The sequence below is a fragment of the Rhodanobacteraceae bacterium genome (assembly GCA_024234055.1).
Lineage (GTDB): Bacteria > Pseudomonadota > Gammaproteobacteria > Xanthomonadales > SZUA-5 > JADKFD01.
Window position 1 is genome coordinate 86,085 of record JACKOW010000011.1, and the last position, 16,589, is coordinate 102,673.

13 protein-coding genes are annotated in these 16,589 nt (G+C 63.6%); 5 read left to right on the forward strand and 8 right to left on the reverse strand.

Annotation, left to right across the window (positions count from 1 at the left end):
* Positions 1–8: 8 nt before the first annotated feature.
* Both H7A19_16325 and H7A19_16330 read right to left on the reverse strand, forming a co-directional pair.
* Complete coding sequence (locus tag H7A19_16325) at positions 9–1,013, reverse strand: TIGR00266 family protein (protein MCP5476397.1); 1,005 nt, start codon at positions 1,011–1,013, stop codon at positions 9–11.
* 140 nt (positions 1,014–1,153) lie between these two features.
* On the reverse strand, positions 1,154–1,807 hold the full coding sequence (locus H7A19_16330; GenBank protein ID MCP5476398.1) for a DUF533 domain-containing protein: 654 nt from the start codon (positions 1,805–1,807) through the stop codon (positions 1,154–1,156).
* Positions 1,808–2,051: 244 nt separating this feature from the next.
* Between H7A19_16330 and H7A19_16335 the strand changes: the two genes are divergently transcribed.
* Both H7A19_16335 and H7A19_16340 read left to right on the forward strand, forming a co-directional pair.
* Positions 2,052–2,432, forward strand: a complete 381-nt coding sequence (locus H7A19_16335) for a diacylglycerol kinase (GenBank protein MCP5476399.1) — start codon at positions 2,052–2,054, stop codon at positions 2,430–2,432.
* A 4-nt stretch (positions 2,433–2,436) separates the two neighbouring features.
* Positions 2,437–3,168 carry a TerC family protein gene (locus H7A19_16340; protein MCP5476400.1) on the forward strand — a complete coding sequence of 244 codons (732 nt, stop codon included), beginning with the start codon at positions 2,437–2,439 and terminating at the stop codon, positions 3,166–3,168.
* Between the two features lie 899 nt (positions 3,169–4,067).
* On the opposite strand, the gene H7A19_16345 is transcribed toward H7A19_16340, so the two are convergent.
* Positions 4,068–6,005 (reverse strand): oligopeptide transporter, OPT family, encoded by a 1,938-nt coding sequence (locus H7A19_16345; GenBank protein MCP5476401.1) that lies wholly within the window; start codon positions 6,003–6,005, stop codon positions 4,068–4,070.
* 286 nt (positions 6,006–6,291) lie between these two features.
* Between H7A19_16345 and H7A19_16350 the strand changes: the two genes are divergently transcribed.
* Positions 6,292–6,606 carry a hypothetical protein gene (locus tag H7A19_16350; protein ID MCP5476402.1) on the forward strand — a complete coding sequence of 105 codons (315 nt, stop codon included), beginning with the start codon at positions 6,292–6,294 and terminating at the stop codon, positions 6,604–6,606.
* A gap of 216 nt (positions 6,607–6,822) precedes the next feature.
* Here H7A19_16350 and H7A19_16355 read toward each other — a convergent pair whose 3' ends face one another.
* The 5 genes from H7A19_16355 to H7A19_16375 form a co-directional block, all read right to left on the reverse strand.
* Complete coding sequence (locus H7A19_16355; protein ID MCP5476403.1) at positions 6,823–7,839, reverse strand: hypothetical protein; 1,017 nt, start codon at positions 7,837–7,839, stop codon at positions 6,823–6,825.
* A 185-nt stretch (positions 7,840–8,024) separates the two neighbouring features.
* Positions 8,025–8,912: an Hsp33 family molecular chaperone HslO gene (locus tag H7A19_16360; GenBank protein ID MCP5476404.1), complete on the reverse strand. Its 888-nt coding sequence runs from the start codon at positions 8,910–8,912 to the stop codon at positions 8,025–8,027.
* Between the two features lie 11 nt (positions 8,913–8,923).
* Entirely contained in the window at positions 8,924–10,738 is a 1,815-nt protein-coding gene (gene typA, locus H7A19_16365) for a translational GTPase TypA (GenBank protein ID MCP5476405.1), read from the reverse strand.
* A gap of 737 nt (positions 10,739–11,475) precedes the next feature.
* On the reverse strand, positions 11,476–13,395 hold the full coding sequence (locus H7A19_16370; GenBank protein MCP5476406.1) for an aromatic amino acid lyase: 1,920 nt from the start codon (positions 13,393–13,395) through the stop codon (positions 11,476–11,478).
* Positions 13,392–14,807 carry a histidine--tRNA ligase gene (locus H7A19_16375; GenBank protein MCP5476407.1) on the reverse strand — a complete coding sequence of 472 codons (1,416 nt, stop codon included), beginning with the start codon at positions 14,805–14,807 and terminating at the stop codon, positions 13,392–13,394. The genes H7A19_16370 and H7A19_16375 overlap by 4 nt, the downstream gene beginning before the upstream one ends.
* Before the next feature lie 205 nt (positions 14,808–15,012).
* On the opposite strand from H7A19_16375, the gene H7A19_16380 reads away from it, so the two are divergent.
* Both H7A19_16380 and H7A19_16385 read left to right on the forward strand, forming a co-directional pair.
* Positions 15,013–15,762 carry a hypothetical protein gene (locus H7A19_16380; protein MCP5476408.1) on the forward strand — a complete coding sequence of 250 codons (750 nt, stop codon included), beginning with the start codon at positions 15,013–15,015 and terminating at the stop codon, positions 15,760–15,762.
* Positions 15,763–15,860: 98 nt separating this feature from the next.
* On the forward strand, positions 15,861–16,181 hold the full coding sequence (locus H7A19_16385) for a hypothetical protein (GenBank protein MCP5476409.1): 321 nt from the start codon (positions 15,861–15,863) through the stop codon (positions 16,179–16,181).
* Positions 16,182–16,589: the final 408 nt, after the last annotated feature.

Consider the following 16,589-nt stretch of genomic DNA (forward strand, 5'->3'; position numbering starts at 1 on the left):
CGCCAAACTCAATAGTCCCTGTCGCCCGCGACGATGCCGCCAAGGCCGCCCAGGATCGAGCCCTCGCCCTTGCTGCCGCCGCGCTGCGGCGCTGCGGACAACATACGTCCGGCCAGTCGTGAGAAGGGCAGGCTCTGCAGCCAGACGTGGCCAGGGCCGGTCAGGCGCGCGAAGAACAGGCCTTCGCCGCCGAACAGGATGCTCTTGATGCCGCCGACCTGTTCGACATCGAAGTGCACGCTGCTGGTCAGGGCCACCACGCAGCCGGTATCCACCTGCAGGGTCTCGCCGGCCTTGAGTTCGCGTTCGACCACGGTGCCGCCAGCGTGCACGAACACCAGACCATCACCATCGAGCTTCTGCATGATGAAGCCCTCGCCACCAAACAGGCCGGTCAGGATCTTCTTCTGGAAGAAGATGCCGATCTGCACGCCTTTGGCCGCGCACAGGAAGGCATCCTTCTGGCAGATGATCGTGCCGCCGTAGTTGCTCAGCGTCATCGGGATGATGGTGCCGGGGTAGGGCGCGGCAAAGGCGGCCCTGGCCTTGCCGCTGGGTGCGGTATTCGTGAACACGGTTGTGAACAGACTCTCGCCGGTGATCAGGCGCTTGCCGGCGCCGACCAGCTTGTCGAGAAAGCCGCCGCTCGCAGCCTTGGCGCTGCCGTCGCCGAACACGGTCTCCATGCTGATCACCGGATTCTTGAACATCAGCGTGCCGGCTTCGGCCACGCAGCTCTCGCCGGGGTCGAGTTCGATCTCGACGAACTGCATGTCTTCGCCGTAGATGACATAGTCGATCTCGTCGGCGCGCTGCGCACCGAGCGGGGGCGGAATCAGCGCCTGCGGTGTAACGTCGGCGCGCAGTTCTGCCACATTGGCGATCGGCAGCCACTCGGCGAAACCATTGCGCCAGCAGAAACCGCTGGGATCACGCTGCGCCTGGGCTGCCGCAGCGGCATGTTCGAGCGGACCCATCTGCTGCCCGTTGTAGCTGAAGTACCACTGGTGCATGACAAAGCTCTCCGATGATTGGGAAATGGATGGTGCCTGGCGCGTAGGCTGGGGGGCGGATACTGCAGAGTCAGAACGTGACCCGCCTCACTCGCGGGCCGGAATCACCCGCACCTGCGCGTTGCCAGACAGCTGCGTGCTCAACCCAGCTGCAATTGTTGATGCACGCGCTCGCGGTCCTCTGCGCTCAGGCCCAAAGCGCCGGCCAGGCGATCCAGGTATTCACGTTCGGCATCGGTGTCGATGGTGATGGCAATCATGGCTGCCGCATAGGTTTCCAGTTTCAGCGCCGGACGCGTTGCCGCCGCAATCTGTTCCAGCGTGGCTGGCGTGCGCAGTTCACCCATCAGGAATTGCTGGGTGGCAGGATCAAGGCCAGCTTCGAGCGCGCGTTCGAGGATGGCACTGCGCTCCTGCGCATCAATCTGGCCATCTGCATTGGCGGCGGCGATCATCGAGCGGATCAGGTGACTGGCGTCGGCGTTGCGGTCTGGTGAGCTTTCCTGGGCGCCGGCCGGCATGGGCGGCGGCGGTGGCGCCGAGGCTGCCGGCGGCAGCCCTGGGGCCGGCGGGGGTGGCGGTGGCATGGCAGTGCCCGGGCTCACCGGTGCTGCGCTGCCGGCAGCACTCTGTTGACCCTTGTAGTGCTCCCAGGCAGCCATGGCCAGGCCGATGACACCCACGCCCAGCTGCGCCTTGCTGACGCCCGGAATCATCGAGGATTGGCGCCGACTCCGGCCCTGACCTACACCGCCTGCGAGCATCTGGCCCAGCAGTTTCTCCACATTGAACACGTGCGCGACTCCACAGGGTAAACAACAGATACTCGCGCGGACCGGGGCAAGTCTCAAGCCAACGTCTCGCGCTTGTTGATCGAAGGGCACGATGCGATCATTGCAGGCTGACTGTTTCACCCAGATGTTGCGCGATGCCGATCGTTCATTTTTTGCGCAGCTCTCGTTCAGTGCAACTTTCCCCGACGCCAGCAATCGCGATACTCGCGATCCGGTCGTGCGCGACGGTTTGAGAAAAGACTACATGGCCAGTATCGAAGGGCGCGGACCAAGACAGGTCATCAAGGCACTGGGCTATTCGGCACAAGGCCTGCGGGCGGCCTTCCGCTTTGAAAGCTCGTTTCGCCTGGAGGTCTACCTGTTCGTGATCCTGGCGCCCTTGGCGCTGTACCTGGGCGCCGATGCCATCGAGCGGATCCTGATGCTTGGCTCGCTGTTGCTGGTGTTGACGGTGGAACTGCTGAACGGTGCGGTTGAGGCCATCGTCGACAAGACCACGCCCGAGTACCACGAATTGGCAGGTCGCTCCAAGGACATGGGCTCGGCGGCGGTGTTCCTGTGCATGGTCAACGTGGTTGTGACCTGGTCCTTGATTCTGCTTCCCCGATACCTGGGGGGCTCCTGATTCGATGGAACAGCTGTTCACCACCGAAGGGCTGATAGCACTGCTGACGCTATCGACACTGGAGATCGTCCTCGGCATCGACAACCTGGTCTTCCTGTCGATCGTCACCGGCCGACTCGCCCCGGAAAAGCGTCCCAGCGCCCGCCGCTTTGGCATCGCCCTGGCCTGCGTGACCCGGATCATGCTGTTGCTCAGTCTGGCCTGGCTGGCCGGCATGACCCACAATCTGTTCAAGATCGGCGAGATGGGATTCTCCATCCGCGATCTGGTGCTGATCGTCGGCGGACTTTTCCTGCTGGTCAAGGCGACCATGGAAATCCATGCCGAAGTTGAAGGCGACAGCAGTGACGAGCCCATGACCCGGCCCGCCGCGAGTTTCTGGGGCGCGATCATCCAGATCGCCGTCATCGATATCGTGTTCTCGCTGGATTCGGTGATCACCGCGGTGGGCATGGTTAACAATGTGCCAATCATGGTCACGGCCATTCTGGTGTCGGTGGGCGTGATGCTGCTGGCCGCCAATCCCGTCGCCGAGTTCATCGAGCGCCGGCCGACCCTGAAGATGCTGGCCTTGTCCTTCCTGATCCTGGTCGGCGTGGCGCTGATCGCCGACGGTTTCGATTTCCACATTCCGCGCGCCTATCTGTATTTCGCGATGGCTTTCTCGGGCGGTGTCGAGGCCCTCAACATCCTGGCCAGACGACGCAGCGAGCGCGTCCAGATCGACGGCGAGTAACAGGTCCTGGTGGGAGCGACCTCGTGTCGCGACCGCAGATCAGCCCACCCGCCGTAGGAGCGACCTCGTGTCGCGACCGCAGCGTCCCACGCCATCGCGAAAATCGGAAACCGCGGCGGGTTGCTGGCAAGAGCCGAACACAGAGAACGCAAAGAGGCGCAGAGATCGCAGAGAAGAGCGGAATTGGTCCAACCAGCTCCTCTCTGCGGCCCTCTGCGTTCTCCGCGTTGGAGATTCTGGCGGTCAGCCGGCGAAGATGGCGGATCCCGGTTGGTGATGGTCGCGCCGCAAGGGCGCTCCCACGGGCCATCAGTGCTCGGTAGGAGCGACCTTGTGTCGCGACCGCAACCTCCCACGCCGTCGCGAAAATCGCAAACCGCGGCGGGTTGCTGGCCGGAGCCGAACACAGAGAACGCAAAGAGGCGCAGAGATCGCAGAGAAGAGCGGAATTGGTCCAACCAGCTCCTCTCTGCGATCTCCGCGGCCCTCTGCGTTCTCCGCGTTGACGATTCTGGCGGTCAGCCGGCGAAGATTGCGGATCCCGCCTGGTGATGGTCGCGCCGCAAGGGCGCTTCTACGGGCAATCTGTGCGCTGGGTAGGAGCGACCTCGTGTCGCGACCGCAGCGTCCCACGCCGTCGCGAAAATCGGAAACCGCGGCGGGTTGCTGGCCGGAGCCCAACACAGAGAACGCAAAGAGGCGCAGAGATCGCAGAGAGAGCGGACTTGGTCTATCCAGCTCCTCTCTGCGATCTCTGCGGCCCTCTGCGTTCTCCGCGTTGCAGATTCTGGCGGTCAGCTGCCGAAGATTGCGGATCCCGGTGGGTGATGGTCGCGCCGCAAGGGCGCTCCTACGGGCAGTCTATGCGCTGGGTAGGAGCGACCTTGTGTCGCGACCGCTCAGGCCGAGTTCGCCTGCGGCCGGGCCTCGCGATACAGCAACCAGGCAATGCCGGCGACCATGAGCAGTCCCAGCCATCCGCCGAAATGCAGGCTCTCGGGCAGGGCCAGCACATCCGGGCGGCCGGCGACGACAATCGGAATGGCGATGAAGATGCCCATCAGTGCCTCACCCGTGATCAGGCCCGCCGAGAACAGCGTGCCCTTGCGGTGCAGCCGATCGCGGCCTTCGTGATCTTCGGCCTTGAGCTTGGCACGGCGCTCCACCAGATGCGCCACCAGCCCTCCGAAGAAGATCGGCACGCTGAGCTCGATCGGCAGATAGATGCCCACGGCGCAGGCCAATACCGGCGTGCGGAAGGTCTTGCCGGTCGCCTTCAGCCAGCTGTCCAGGATGATGATCAGAACACCGATACCGGCGCCCACGGCTATGGTTCCCCAGGGCAATTGGCCACCGAATATGCCTTTGGCGACCGAGGCCATCAGATTGGCCTGCGGAGCGAGCAGCGGATTCGGATGCTCGGCCGTCGGTACCCCCAAGCCGTAGGCCTTGACCAAGAGGTTCAGTACCGGTGCCATGACCAGCGCCGAGGACACCGCGCCGATGGCCAACATGACCTCTTGTCGCCAGGGAGTGGCACCCACGATATAGCCGCACTTGAGGTCCTGCAGATTGTCGCCGCCAATGCAGGCGGCACAACAGACGACGGCACCGATCATGATGGCTGCCACCGGGCCAATGGCCGCATCGCGGCCCATCAGCAGTACCAGTACCAGCGCCGCAAACAAGATGGTGCAGATGGTGATGCCCGAAACCGGGTTATTGGAGGATCCAACCAGGCCGGCCATGTAGGCGGACACCGAGACAAACAGAAAGCCGGCGACGATCATGATGATGGTCATGATCAGGCTGATACCCCAGGTGCCGACGATGGCGTGATAGAGCAGAGCCAGCGGAATGGTGAACACGACAATGCCGATCAGAATCGCCTTCATCGGCAGATCCTGGTCGGTGTGCAGTGGCTTTGCGCCGGCCAGACTGCTGGTGGCCTTGAGACCGCTCTTGATGCCGGAAAACAGCGAATTGCGCAGCGAAATCAGTGTCCAGACGCCACCCACCAGCATGGCGCCCACGCCCAGGTATCGTATCTGTGCAGACCAGATCGCGTAGGCTGCATCTTCGGCGCTGGCGCCGACGACCGCTGTGGCCAGTGCCGGATCCAGATGCATGAAGAAGGTGCTGTAGATCGGCATGGCGATATTCCAGCCGAGAATGCCGCCGGCAAGTACGACGATGCCGATGTTGAGTCCTACGATATAGCCGACGCCGAACAGTGCTGGCGACAGATTGGTGCCGACGTAGGCAATGGACTTGCCGAAGTAGGTCGCATGCGCCGCGGTATCTGTGATCAGCCGCAGGCCGCTGCCTGCGGCCAGCTTGACGAAGCCGCCCAGGAAAGCGGCAATGGCCAGCAGGCGCACACCTTCGGAGGGATTGTCGCCTGCCTTGAGTACCTCGGCGGCAGCCTTGCCTTCGGGGAAAGCCAGGCCCTGGTCAACAATCAGCGAGCGCCGCAGAGGCACCGAGAAAAGCACGCCTAGCAGTCCGCCAAGGCCGGCGATGGCCAGCACCCAGGAGTACTTGAAGTCGTCCCAGTAGCCCAGTATCAGCAGTGCTGGGATGGTGAAGATGACGCCGGAGGCAATCGACGAACCGGCCGAGGCGCCGGTCTGGACGATATTGTTTTCGAGGATGTGACCGCCTCCCAGCAGGCGCAGTACCGCCATCGACACCACCGCCGCTGGTATCGCCGAAGCGATGGTCAGGCCGGCAAACAGTCCCAGATAGGTGTTCGCGGCCGCCAACACCACGGCAAGAATGATCGACAGCGTGACGGCTCGGAATGTGAGTTGCGGTGGTGCGGCTGCGGCTTGCATGGCGGCTCCCGATGTTCTGTGCGGATCGTCGTCGGGCGCGCGCGGCGCTGTCCCGTTCCGGCGGCCGATGATGGCGCAAACTGGCGATGCTTGCTCGTCTGGAAGCAGCTGCCAAGCCGGGAATTTGCGGCGCTGCTGCGTTGCGGGAACGGAATCCGCGTAGCTGAAGGCCATCCTGAACCGAGTCGCGTGTCGCAGTTCTGCGGGTCAACTGGTGTCGACGGGCTGCGTTGAATGAGGTGAAAGCGGGCAGGTCGCCCGCCATCGTCAGGAGTCAGACATGAACATCAAGACCCAGTTGGCCGCCGCTGCACTGTTGCTGGTCATGGCCGGCAGTGCTTTCGCAGGTACCCCGCGAGTGGACGCCCGCCAGGATCGGCAGTGGCAGCGGATCGAGCAAGGTGTAGCCAGCGGAGCACTGACCGGGCCGGAAGCCACGCGATTGGCGGCGCGTCAGCAGCATATTGCCAATGCCGAGGCCCGGGCCAAGGCCGACGGCGTGGTGACGGCGCGCGAGCGGGTCAGGCTGCAGGGCAAGCAGAATCGCGCCAGTGTCGCGATTGCCCGGCAGAAACATGACCGTCAGCATCGTCATTGGTGAGTTCGATGGGATCCTCGGCGGCGGGGCCTGGCCTCGCCGTCGACAGAATTCTGCGGATCAGCTGCTAGCCCAGGTAAGCCGAAGGCGCACCTGGGTCTTGCCCATCTGTCGGCTGCCGGCAGACGCCATCTGCAAAGACTGGCACCAGATTTCCTTGGCTGGTGATTCCTTCATGGTGCCTGCCGCTTCAGATCTGTTGCGAGGCAGGCGCCCCGCCTAGAAATCCTGCTCGTAGCGCACATAGGGCGTGCGGCTGAAGGCATCGGTTTCATTGGCGGTGGCCACTGGCGAGTTGCCGAGCTTCGGCGGCTCGCCACTGCTGAACAGATTGCGGGCGCCTACCGAAATGATGCCGGACCAAGGCGTGCGCCAGCTGACACCCAGATCCATGCTGGCCCACCAGGGGCTGACGGTCTGGATGCCCTTGCGGATCATCTGCGCGGCCATGCCGGCGCTGAAATCGCCATAGGCCACGCTGAATTGCACGCGGCCGATGTCCGGGCTGTTTTCGAGCATGGGCAGACGTGACATGGCCAGGGCCACGCCCAAACGCGACTGCTCTGACAGTGACAGCTCACCACCCAGACTGACCGTGCGCACCGGATCCACGTGCTGGCTGGCCAGGGGCGCCAGCGGCAGGGCAGCCTGAGGCGTGGACACTGCCGCCGCCGGGCCGATGCTGCCGGGCAACACCCAGATCGCCGGGCTCTCGCTGTATCCCAGCGTGAAGCTGGTGCGGCCAAGGTCGAGCGATCCGGACACGCCCAGCGCCGAGGACGAACGGTGGCCCGAGAAGCTCTCGCAGGCATCCGACTGCAGCGGTGCCAGCGGCGCCTGCATGAGGCTGCGGCAAGGCACGAAATCGGTCACCGTCATGGCGGCATTGAAGCTCGCATTCTCGTTCAGGCGCCAGCGCAGCGACGGCGCCACGGTGAAGGTCTCCCCGCCACTGACGGTGCGACTGCGCACCTGAGCCACGCCCACCAGGACATTGCCTGCCGATTCACTGCCATAGGCGTTGCCGAGGCCGATTGAATCGCCACCGCCGAAGACGAACACCGGGACCCAGGTGCTGCCGTCCGCGGCTTGCGGCCATGGCGAGGGATGTGCCTGGTCCGGCACAATCAGGGGGAGCGGCGTCGAATCAAAAGACTGCGACCACGCGGCTGTCGAGGCCACGGTCAGCGCGATTGCAGATGTCAGCGTCTTGAGTGTCATGGTCGGTGCGGGCATCGGGGCTGCCTCGTCTTCTAATGCTTTGACCAGTGCCAGGTCGGGTAGTTCCCAGTGTTCAGGAATTTGCCCATTCATTTTGTGCCAACGATAGCAGAAACAGGCAACAAGGGCAGATTCCTAAAGCAAATTTTAAGTTTGCAGCGGCCAGATCGACCCCGCCGACAACGATATTCGGGTGCTGACTATTGCGGACGTTCCGGTGCATCGACGGGCGGTTCCGGCCTGAACAGCTGGGCGATCTCGATGGCATCGAAATGGTAGGTCTTGCCGCAGAATTCACAGACGATTTCGGCGTGACCGAGCTGTTCGGCAGCCGCCGCCGCCTCGTCTTGTCCGATGCGACGCAGCACATCGGCCACTTTCTCACGTGAGCAGCGGCAACGTACGTGCAGGGGCACGGGGTCGGCATCGAGGCGCTGCTGGTCATGGAACAAACGATGGATCAGCTCCGTGCTGGGCGTGGCCAACAGCTCGTCAGGCTGGACGGTGTTGAGCAGGTGCAGCACCCGATTCCAGGCATCCGGATCGATCTCGTGGCGGGTTCCGCCCTCACTGGGCAAACGCTGCAGCAACAGCCCGCAGGCGCGCTCGCCATCACCCGCCAGCAGCAGCCGGGTCGGCAACTGCTCGCTCTGCTCGAAATAGCCTTCCAGGGTTTCCGCCAGAGAATCGCCGGACAGGGCGACAATGCCCTGATAACGCTCGGAATTCTGGTAGGGCTCCAGCGTGATCGCCAACACCGCGCCATGCGCTGCCGCGGCGAATCCGCCGGTCCAGTCGACATCGGTGTCGGCGGCGCGGGCAATGCCGCGCAGATCGCCGTCGCTGGTGCATTCCACATACAGCAGTTGCAGCGCGTCTCCGCCCTGCAGCTGCAGTGACAGCCGGCCGTTGAACTTGATGCCGGTGACCAGCAGGCTGGCTGCAGCCAGCGCCTCGCCGAGCCAGCGGCCCACGCTGGCGACATAGGGCTGGTGGCTCAGGACTTGCCGGTAACCCGCTTCCAGGCGCACGGCGGCGCCACGAACACCGAGCTGCGGCAATACGAAGGCATGCAGCAGATCACTCATTGACGAAACTCTCAGCCCTTGCGCGACGCCTGCTTGCGGTCATTTTCGGTCAACAGCTTCTTGCGCAGACGCACCGCATGCGGGGTGATCTCGACCAGTTCATCATCTTCGATGAACTCCAGCGCCTGCTCCAGCGAGAACTTGACCGGCGGTGTCAGCATCAGGTTGTCATCCTTGCCCGAGGCCCGGAAGTTGGTCAGCTGCTTGGCGCGAAGCGCATTGACCACCAGATCATTGTCCTTGGAGTGAATGCCCACGATCTGGCCTTCGTAGATCTCGGCGCCTTCGGGAATCAACAGACGTCCGCGTTCCTGCATGGCGTACTGGGCATAGGCCGGCGACGTGCCGGTGCCGTTGCTGATCATGACGCCGTTGGGGCGCTTGGCGATGGCGCCCTTCACCTGCGGGCCGTAATGCTCGAAGGTGTGGAACATCAGGCCGGTGCCAGCGGTCAGCGTGCGGAATTCGGTCTGGAAACCGATCAGGCCGCGTGAGGGGATCAGGAATTCCAGTCGGGTACGACCCTTGCCGTCCGGTTCCATGTTGCGGATTTCGGCGCGACGGATGCCCAGTCGCTCCATCACGCCACCCTGATACTGCTCTTCCAGATCGATGACCAGCAGCTCGTATGGCTCCTGCATCACGCCGTCGATTTCCTTGACGATGACTTCCGGTCGCGAGACCGCCAGTTCATAACCTTCGCGACGCATGGTCTCGATCAGGATCGACAGGTGCAGCTCGCCGCGACCGGAAACGCGGAATTTGTCGGCATCCTCGGTGTCGTCCACCCGCATGGCGACGTTGTGCATCAACTCACGCATCAAGCGATCGCGGATCTGGCGGCTGGTCAGGAATTTGCCGTCCTTGCCGGCGAAGGGCGAGGAGTTGACACAGAAGAACATGCTGATGGTGGGTTCATCGACCGTCAGGGTCGGCAGCGCCTCCGGCATGTCCGGCGAACACAGCGTGTCGGAAATGCTGATGCCTTCGACGCCGGTGATGGCGATGATGTCGCCCGCCTGGGCTTCGGGCACTTCAGTGCGTTCCAGACCCATGAAGCCGAGCACCTGGAGAATGCGACCAGGGCGCTTCTTGCCCTCGCGATCGATGGCGACGATCTGCGTATTGGTCTTGACCCGTCCGCGCTGCACGCGACCGATGCCGATGATGCCGACGTAGCTGGAATAGGCCAGCTGACTGATCTGCATCTGGAACGGACCATCCGGATCCACCGGCGGCGCCGGAACGCGCTCGGTGATGATCTGGAACAGCGGATCCATGTTGCCTTCGCGGGCATCCGAATCCAGGCTGGCGTAGCCATTCAGCGCCGAGGTGTAGATCACCGGGAAATCGAGCTGTTCCTCGGTGGCACCCAGGCGATCAAACAGATCGAAGACCTGGTCCACCACCCAGTTCGGGCGCGCGCCGGGGCGGTCGATCTTGTTGATGACCACGATCGGATTCAGGCCCTTCTGGAAGGCCTTCTGAGTCACGAAGCGCGTCTGCGGCATCGGTCCGTCCATGGCATCGACCACCAGCAGCACCGAATCGACCATGCTCAGCACGCGCTCGACCTCGCCACCGAAGTCGGCGTGTCCCGGGGTGTCGACGATGTTGATGCGCCAGTCATTCCAGCGAATGGCTGTGTTCTTGGCCAGAATCGTGATGCCACGTTCTTTTTCGAGATCGTTCGAGTCCATGACCCGATCCGGAATCATGGCGCGATCGCCCATGGTGCCGGACTGCTTGAGGAGTTGATCAACCAGGGTGGTCTTGCCGTGGTCAACGTGGGCGATGATGGCGATGTTGCGCAGCTTTTCGATCATGGGCTCGGATGGCACAGCCGGTACGTGCAACGCGCAATGCGCATCGCCTTTGGGCAGGGCGGGCAGGGAAGACGGGCGCGGAGTATAGCCAGACCCGCACTGAGTCGCGCGTCAGGATCTCAGGTGAGGTTCATCCGCGGGCGGTGACGAAGTTGTTGTTGGTCCAGACTGGTCCGGAGGCTCCACCCGGGCGCCGCCCATTTGTACTGACGGGTTCCCCGAAGCAGAAGCTCCAACGCAGAGAACGCGAAGGGGCCCAGAGAACGCGGATCCAAGCCGAATCAGAATGGCTCTCGCTCCACGGAGGGAGCGGGCTCTGCCCGCGAACGGGCCCTGGTCGGAAGAAGCAGGTCAGGTTGATCCGACGGGTCTACGTGACAGCTCGGCCTTTGAGGATCGGTGGAGAGCAATCGAAAGTTCTGGGGAAAGCTGTCGCGGACAGAGTCCGCTCCCACAGTCTGTGCAGGCCAGTGGTGCTCTGCCCGCAAACTTGACGGTCACCGCAGAGGAGCGAGAAAAGTGCAGAGACAAGCCCAACAAATTGGCTACTGCTCCTCTCAGCGTTCTCTGCGGTTCTCCGTGTTCTCTGCGTCTTGCTCCTGGCCGCAACTCACATGCGCTCCAGATTTTGGCGAGGACGGTCGCGACGCGAGGTCGCTCCTACGACAGCGGGACGCGAGGTCGCTCCTACGGCAGCGGGACGCGAGGTCGCTCCTACTGCAGGGCGACGCGAGTCGCTACAGCAGCGACTCGCCGATGGCGGTCTCGGCAACCGCCACCACCTCGCCGGATTCGGCCAGGGCGATGGCTTTTTCCAGATCCGGTGTCAGCAACCGGTCGTGGGCGAGGAACTCGATGCCGCGTTCACGCACCAGTTTCAGCACCGCAGCGATGGGCGCTGCAGGACGGGCGTCCTTGAGCTGCTTGAGATCGGCCTGCAGGCGCTTGACGTCTTCGGCCAGGGTCACGCTCTCCTCGCGGCTGACCTGCGACAGATTGCGCAACTTCGAGCGCAGCGCCTGTACGCCGAGGCTGGTGGCCAGGGTATAGCTGGCGCCCAGGATCTGCAGCCGGAATTCGAGCGCCTGGGTACCGACCAGCAGTTCCAGGCCCAACACCTTTTCCAGGTCGCCCAGCATCTCCAGCACGTGCCGGGCTTCGGTGGTGCCCATGGACACATGGTCTTCGGCATTGGCGCTGGTGGGGATGGAATAGACCGTGGCCGGGTGGGCCTTGGTGGCCAGTTCGTTCACCAGTGCCGCCGCCGTGTACTGGACGATCATGTGGCCCGAATCGGTGCCGTCCTCGTTGCCGATCAGGAAGGGCGGCAGGCCATCGTTGGTGGCAGGATCGACCAGCTTGGCCAGTCGGCGCTCACTGATCGAGGCCAGCACCGGAATGCAGCACTTGAGCTGGGTCAGTGCCAGCGCAATCGGCATGCCGTGGAAGTTGCCGGCCGAAACCACGCAGTCCTCGCCTTCACGTGCTTCCGGGAAGATCAGCGGATTGTCGGTGACCGAATTCAGCTCGATCTCGGCGATCTCGCGCACCCGCTCCAGGGTGTCCTTGACCGCGCCATGCACCTGCGGCACGCAACGCAGCGAATAGGCGTCCTGCGGCTGGATCTTCTTGCCGCCGCGGAAGGGCAGGTGGCGCTGGTAGTGGCGGGAGCGGGCGCCGCGCTCGGCCTTGGGCACATAGTCCCAGCGCACATCGAAGGTGCGCGGATCGCTCTCGTCGCCGGTCCACGACTGCGGGCTCCAGGGGTGGAAACGGGGCACGCGGTGATAGGGAATGTCGACCAGGCGCGATCCCGCGGTCAGTTGGCGGATGTTGCTGGCGGCCGAGATCTGCCCCGGGTGCGGGCGCAGCTGATGCACGCGGGCGTCGAAGGCGGCGGAGCGTCCGCAGAAGGCCTCCAGCGCCAGCGCCGCATTGATGTCGGCGAGCTTGGCCAGGTGTTCGAGCCGGCCCACGGCCAGGATCGCCGAAGCCAGCATCTGGCCGGTGCCATTGTTCAGCGCCAGGCCTTCCTTGAAGGACAACGTCAGTGGCTCCAGCCCGGCCCGGGCCAGAGCCTCGGCCGCGGGCACGCGCTGACCCTGCTCGAAGACTTCGCCCTCGCCGATGACCGCCAGCGCCAGATGCGAGAGCGGCGCCAGATCGCCGCTGGCGCCGACCGAGCCTTTCTCCGGCACCACCGGAATCAGGTCCAGCCTGAGCAGGTCGCAGAGCCGCTCCAGCGTCACCACGCGCACACCGGAATGACCGCGCAACAGGGTGTTGATGCGGATGGCGAGCATGGCCCGCACCAGGTCCAGCGGCAGCGGATCGCCCACGCAGACGGCGTGGCTGATGATCAGATTGCGCTGCAGTTCGGCCACGATCGGCAGTTGCTGATCATCCTCGCGCTGGCGGCGCCGGGAGTCCTCCAGCAGGCGATCAGCGTTCGAACCGAAGCCGGTGGTGACGCCGTAGATCGGCTCGCCGCGCTGCAGCTCCTTCGCCAGAAAATCGGCACTGACCTGGACCTTGCGCAGAGCCGCCTTCGACAGCCGTACCGTGCGCCGGCGCGCAGCGATATCCAGCACCGCCTGCAGACTCAGGCGCTTGCCGTCGAGGTCGATGGGTTTGCGATTGGAGGGCTTGCTGTTCATGCGTCGGTGTCTGAAAACTTGCGGCCGCGGCGCTTGAGCTCACCCAGTGCCTCGGCCTGTTCGATCTCCACTCGCAGAGCCTTGATCAGCTCTTCGCGCGGCACCTCGAACTGCTCCTGCTTGATCAGATCCTTGATGACCACCGCCTGGGTCTGGACCTCGTTTTCGCCGATGATCACGGCGAAACGGATGCCAGCCTTGTCGGCATACTTGAGCTGCTTGCCGAGCTTGGCCGAATCCAGCACCAGTTCGGTGTTGATCCCGGCATTGCGCAACTGCGTGGCAATGTCGAGATAGGTCGGCATCAGCGCGGCATCCATCTGCGTCACCAGCACCTGGACGGTACTCTCGGCCGTGCCGATCAACCCGGCCTCTCGCAGCTGGAAATACAGCCGGGTGGCGCCGATGGAGATGCCGACGCCGGGCAACCTGGATTTGGTGTAGTGGCTGGCCAGATTCTCGTAGCGGCCACCCGAACAGACGCTGCCGATCTGCGGATGGTCGGTCAACACCGTCTCGTAGACCGTGCCCGTGTAGTAATCCAGACCGCGGGCAATCGAGAAGTTCAGGGCGTAGTTGGACTCGGCCACACCGAAGCCCTTGACCAGATTCAGCACCTCGGTGAGCTCGGCGATGCCTTCTTCGAGTTGGGCATTGCCGCCACCGATGCCAGCCAGCATGGCCAGGGCCTGGGCGTGACTGCTGGAGCGCAGCTGCACGAAGGCCAGAATGTCCTCGACCCGCTCCGGTGCCAGATTGAAACCTTCGCCGGTGAGCGTGCGGCGTACATAGTCGGCACCGCGCTTGTCGAGCTTGTCGACCTCGCGCAGCACCAGCGTCTGCTGCTCGACATCGGCGACACCGGCGCGCTCGAAGAAGCTGCGCATCAGCTTGCGGTTGTTGAGCTGGATCGTGAACGGCCCGACGCTGAGTTCGCGGAAGACGCTGGCGATCACCGCCACCACTTCGGCGTCGTAGCGGATCGACAGCTCATCCTTGCCGATGATGTCGATATCGCACTGATAGAACTCGCGGAAGCGTCCGCGCTGGGCGCTTTCGCCGCGATAGACGCGCTGCATCTGATAGCGGCGGAAGGGAAAGCTGAGCTGGTGTTCGTGCTCGGCAACGTAGCGCGCCAGCGGCACCGTCAGATCGAAACGCAGGGCCAGTTCCGGCGCATCGCCCTGTTTGAGGCTGCCGGTGGATTGCACGAAATAGACCTGGCGTTCGGTCTCGCCGCCACTCTTGGTCAACAGCACATCGGACAACTCGAAGACCGGCGTTTCCACCGGCAGGAAGCCAAAGCGCTCGTAGTTGCGGCGAATGGTGTCGAGCAGATCCTGAAAGGCGATCTGGTCGAGCGGCAGCAATTCCATGGTGCCGGCGGGCGTGCGGGGCTTCAAGATGCTCATGGTCAGCCAAAGCAGAGTACACAAGGCCGCGTAGGCTACACCGAGCAGGGTGGAGTTCGCGCCCCCGCGTGGGTCGGCGGATTGCCAGGGACGAGAGAAGGGGCGGCTGCAAGCTCGGAAACGGGCGATCAGCCCTTGTTCTGACTTGATTATTTGGCTTCATCGGACTGCTACACTCCGGGCTGACTTTCGTCGGATTGCATCCATGACGCGCATCCACATCGGCCTGATGCTCCTGCTGCTGGGCGCCGCCGGCATCGCAACTGCCGAAGACACGATCTACAAGTGCAAGAGCCGCGATGGTTCGCACGTCTTCAGCGACAAGCCCTGCGCTGCCGCCAAGGACATGCAGCAGATCCGGATCGAGCCGGCGCGGGTGCCGGATATCGCCGAGATTCAACCGCTCTGCGCCAGCGAGGACGGCGCCCGCCGCGCGCTGGGCGCGCTCAATCGCAAGCTGCTGGGCTCCCTGCCGAAGGCGCAACGGGATGCCGTGACCAGCGTATTGGCCGAATACGCCCGCAAGGGCGAGCATCCGGGGGCGCGCTGGGGACGAGGTGCTGACGATTCGGTGCACCTGTGCCTGCCCACCTTCGCCAAGGAGATTGTCGAGCACGTGGCCACGGTCGACGGCAAGCTGGTACAGATCAGGGGCGGCATGGTGTCCTACCAGAACGATCCGGATACGCCGCTGGCGCTGCTTGATCGCTGCGAGCAGACCTGGCGTTCGTGCACGGATGTGGAGGGCGCGAACCCCGATTCGTGTGTGACCCAGGTGCCGACCTGTGATCGCAACGAGCCCTGGAAAGGCGGGCGTAATTGCTGCCCGATCCAGTGCAAGACCGCCTACAACGAGCGCCGCGCCAATGGCGAAATGGGCAGTTCAGCCTTTCTCGGCGCGCTCTATGGTGTGCCGAGTTGCGTGCCGGGGATAGTGCCGAGGACAGAACGATAGGCCCGCGTGCGATGTATTCCGAGGCAAACGACAGGATCGCAGAAGGCTTGGGCTTGGGTCCGCGGACAGTCCTGGCCGGGGCCAGCTTCTTGCTGGGCATGATGATGATGCTGGTTGCAGGGCCGGAAGAAGGTGACAAGCAGGTTTTCCTGTATGGCTTCGGCGGATTCTGTTTCCTGATCTGCGCCGCATGTTTCGCTCGCGGCCGAGCTCGTCAGTTTCTGGGCAGCGCAGTCGGCCTTCTGATCTTTGCCGTTGGCATTTGGTACCTGGCATCCATGCTGTTCGCGGGCCCGAGCGGATCTTCATCACGAGCACAGCCATCGGTTCTCAATGCCGTTCTCTATTTGGCGTTCATAGGAGTTCCGGGCGCGGCATATGCGTGGAAGGCGCGGTTTGGCTTCCGTAGGACACGCTGATCTGTGTCGTGGCCCGGAAGTGCGCGAAGCGCTCTCCCGGAAAGTGATGCGAGAATCGCCGCGGAGCCGCCGAGCGGCTCTCCGGCCTTCCTGCGCTCTCCATGAACCCGTATCGCAAGTTGTTGATTTGCTGTTGTAGGTCACGTTGCTCGCGTAGCGAGCTACGTGACGCAAATGGATGTCACGTAGTCCGCTGACGCGGACAACATGACCTACGACACCGGGTTCATGGCCCGTGCGCAGTTTCGGGCCGAAACAGGTGGCACGCAGGCACGGCAGAACTCGTGGGTCTCAACAATCTGAACGCCCTTGTTCGCGTCCTCTCTGCTTTTCCTTTGTGTTCTCTGCGTCCGGCTTCTTGACAGCACACGCCTCAGGACAGGGCCTTCGCCCAGCCGCTCGAGACGC

Bases quoted from the DNA above. Each gene is read 5' to 3' on its own strand.
- H7A19_16340 (MCP5476400.1), top strand. From the start codon at position 2,437: ATGGAACAGCTGTTCACCACCGAAGGGCTGATAGCACTGCTGACGCTA.
- H7A19_16385 (MCP5476409.1), top strand. From the start codon at position 15,861: ATGATGATGATGCTGGTTGCAGGGCCGGAAGAAGGTGACAAGCAGGTT.
- H7A19_16380 (MCP5476408.1), top strand. From the start codon at position 15,013: ATGACGCGCATCCACATCGGCCTGATGCTCCTGCTGCTGGGCGCCGCC.
- H7A19_16355 (MCP5476403.1), bottom strand. From the start codon at position 7,839: ATGCCCGCACCGACCATGACACTCAAGACGCTGACATCTGCAATCGCG.
- H7A19_16335 (MCP5476399.1), top strand. From the start codon at position 2,052: ATGGCCAGTATCGAAGGGCGCGGACCAAGACAGGTCATCAAGGCACTG.
- H7A19_16370 (MCP5476406.1), bottom strand. From the start codon at position 13,395: ATGAACAGCAAGCCCTCCAATCGCAAACCCATCGACCTCGACGGCAAG.
- typA (MCP5476405.1), bottom strand. From the start codon at position 10,738: ATGATCGAAAAGCTGCGCAACATCGCCATCATCGCCCACGTTGACCAC.
- H7A19_16345 (MCP5476401.1), bottom strand. From the start codon at position 6,005: ATGCAAGCCGCAGCCGCACCACCGCAACTCACATTCCGAGCCGTCACG.
- H7A19_16360 (MCP5476404.1), bottom strand. From the start codon at position 8,912: ATGAGTGATCTGCTGCATGCCTTCGTATTGCCGCAGCTCGGTGTTCGT.
- H7A19_16375 (MCP5476407.1), bottom strand. From the start codon at position 14,807: ATGAGCATCTTGAAGCCCCGCACGCCCGCCGGCACCATGGAATTGCTG.
- H7A19_16325 (MCP5476397.1), bottom strand. From the start codon at position 1,013: ATGCACCAGTGGTACTTCAGCTACAACGGGCAGCAGATGGGTCCGCTC.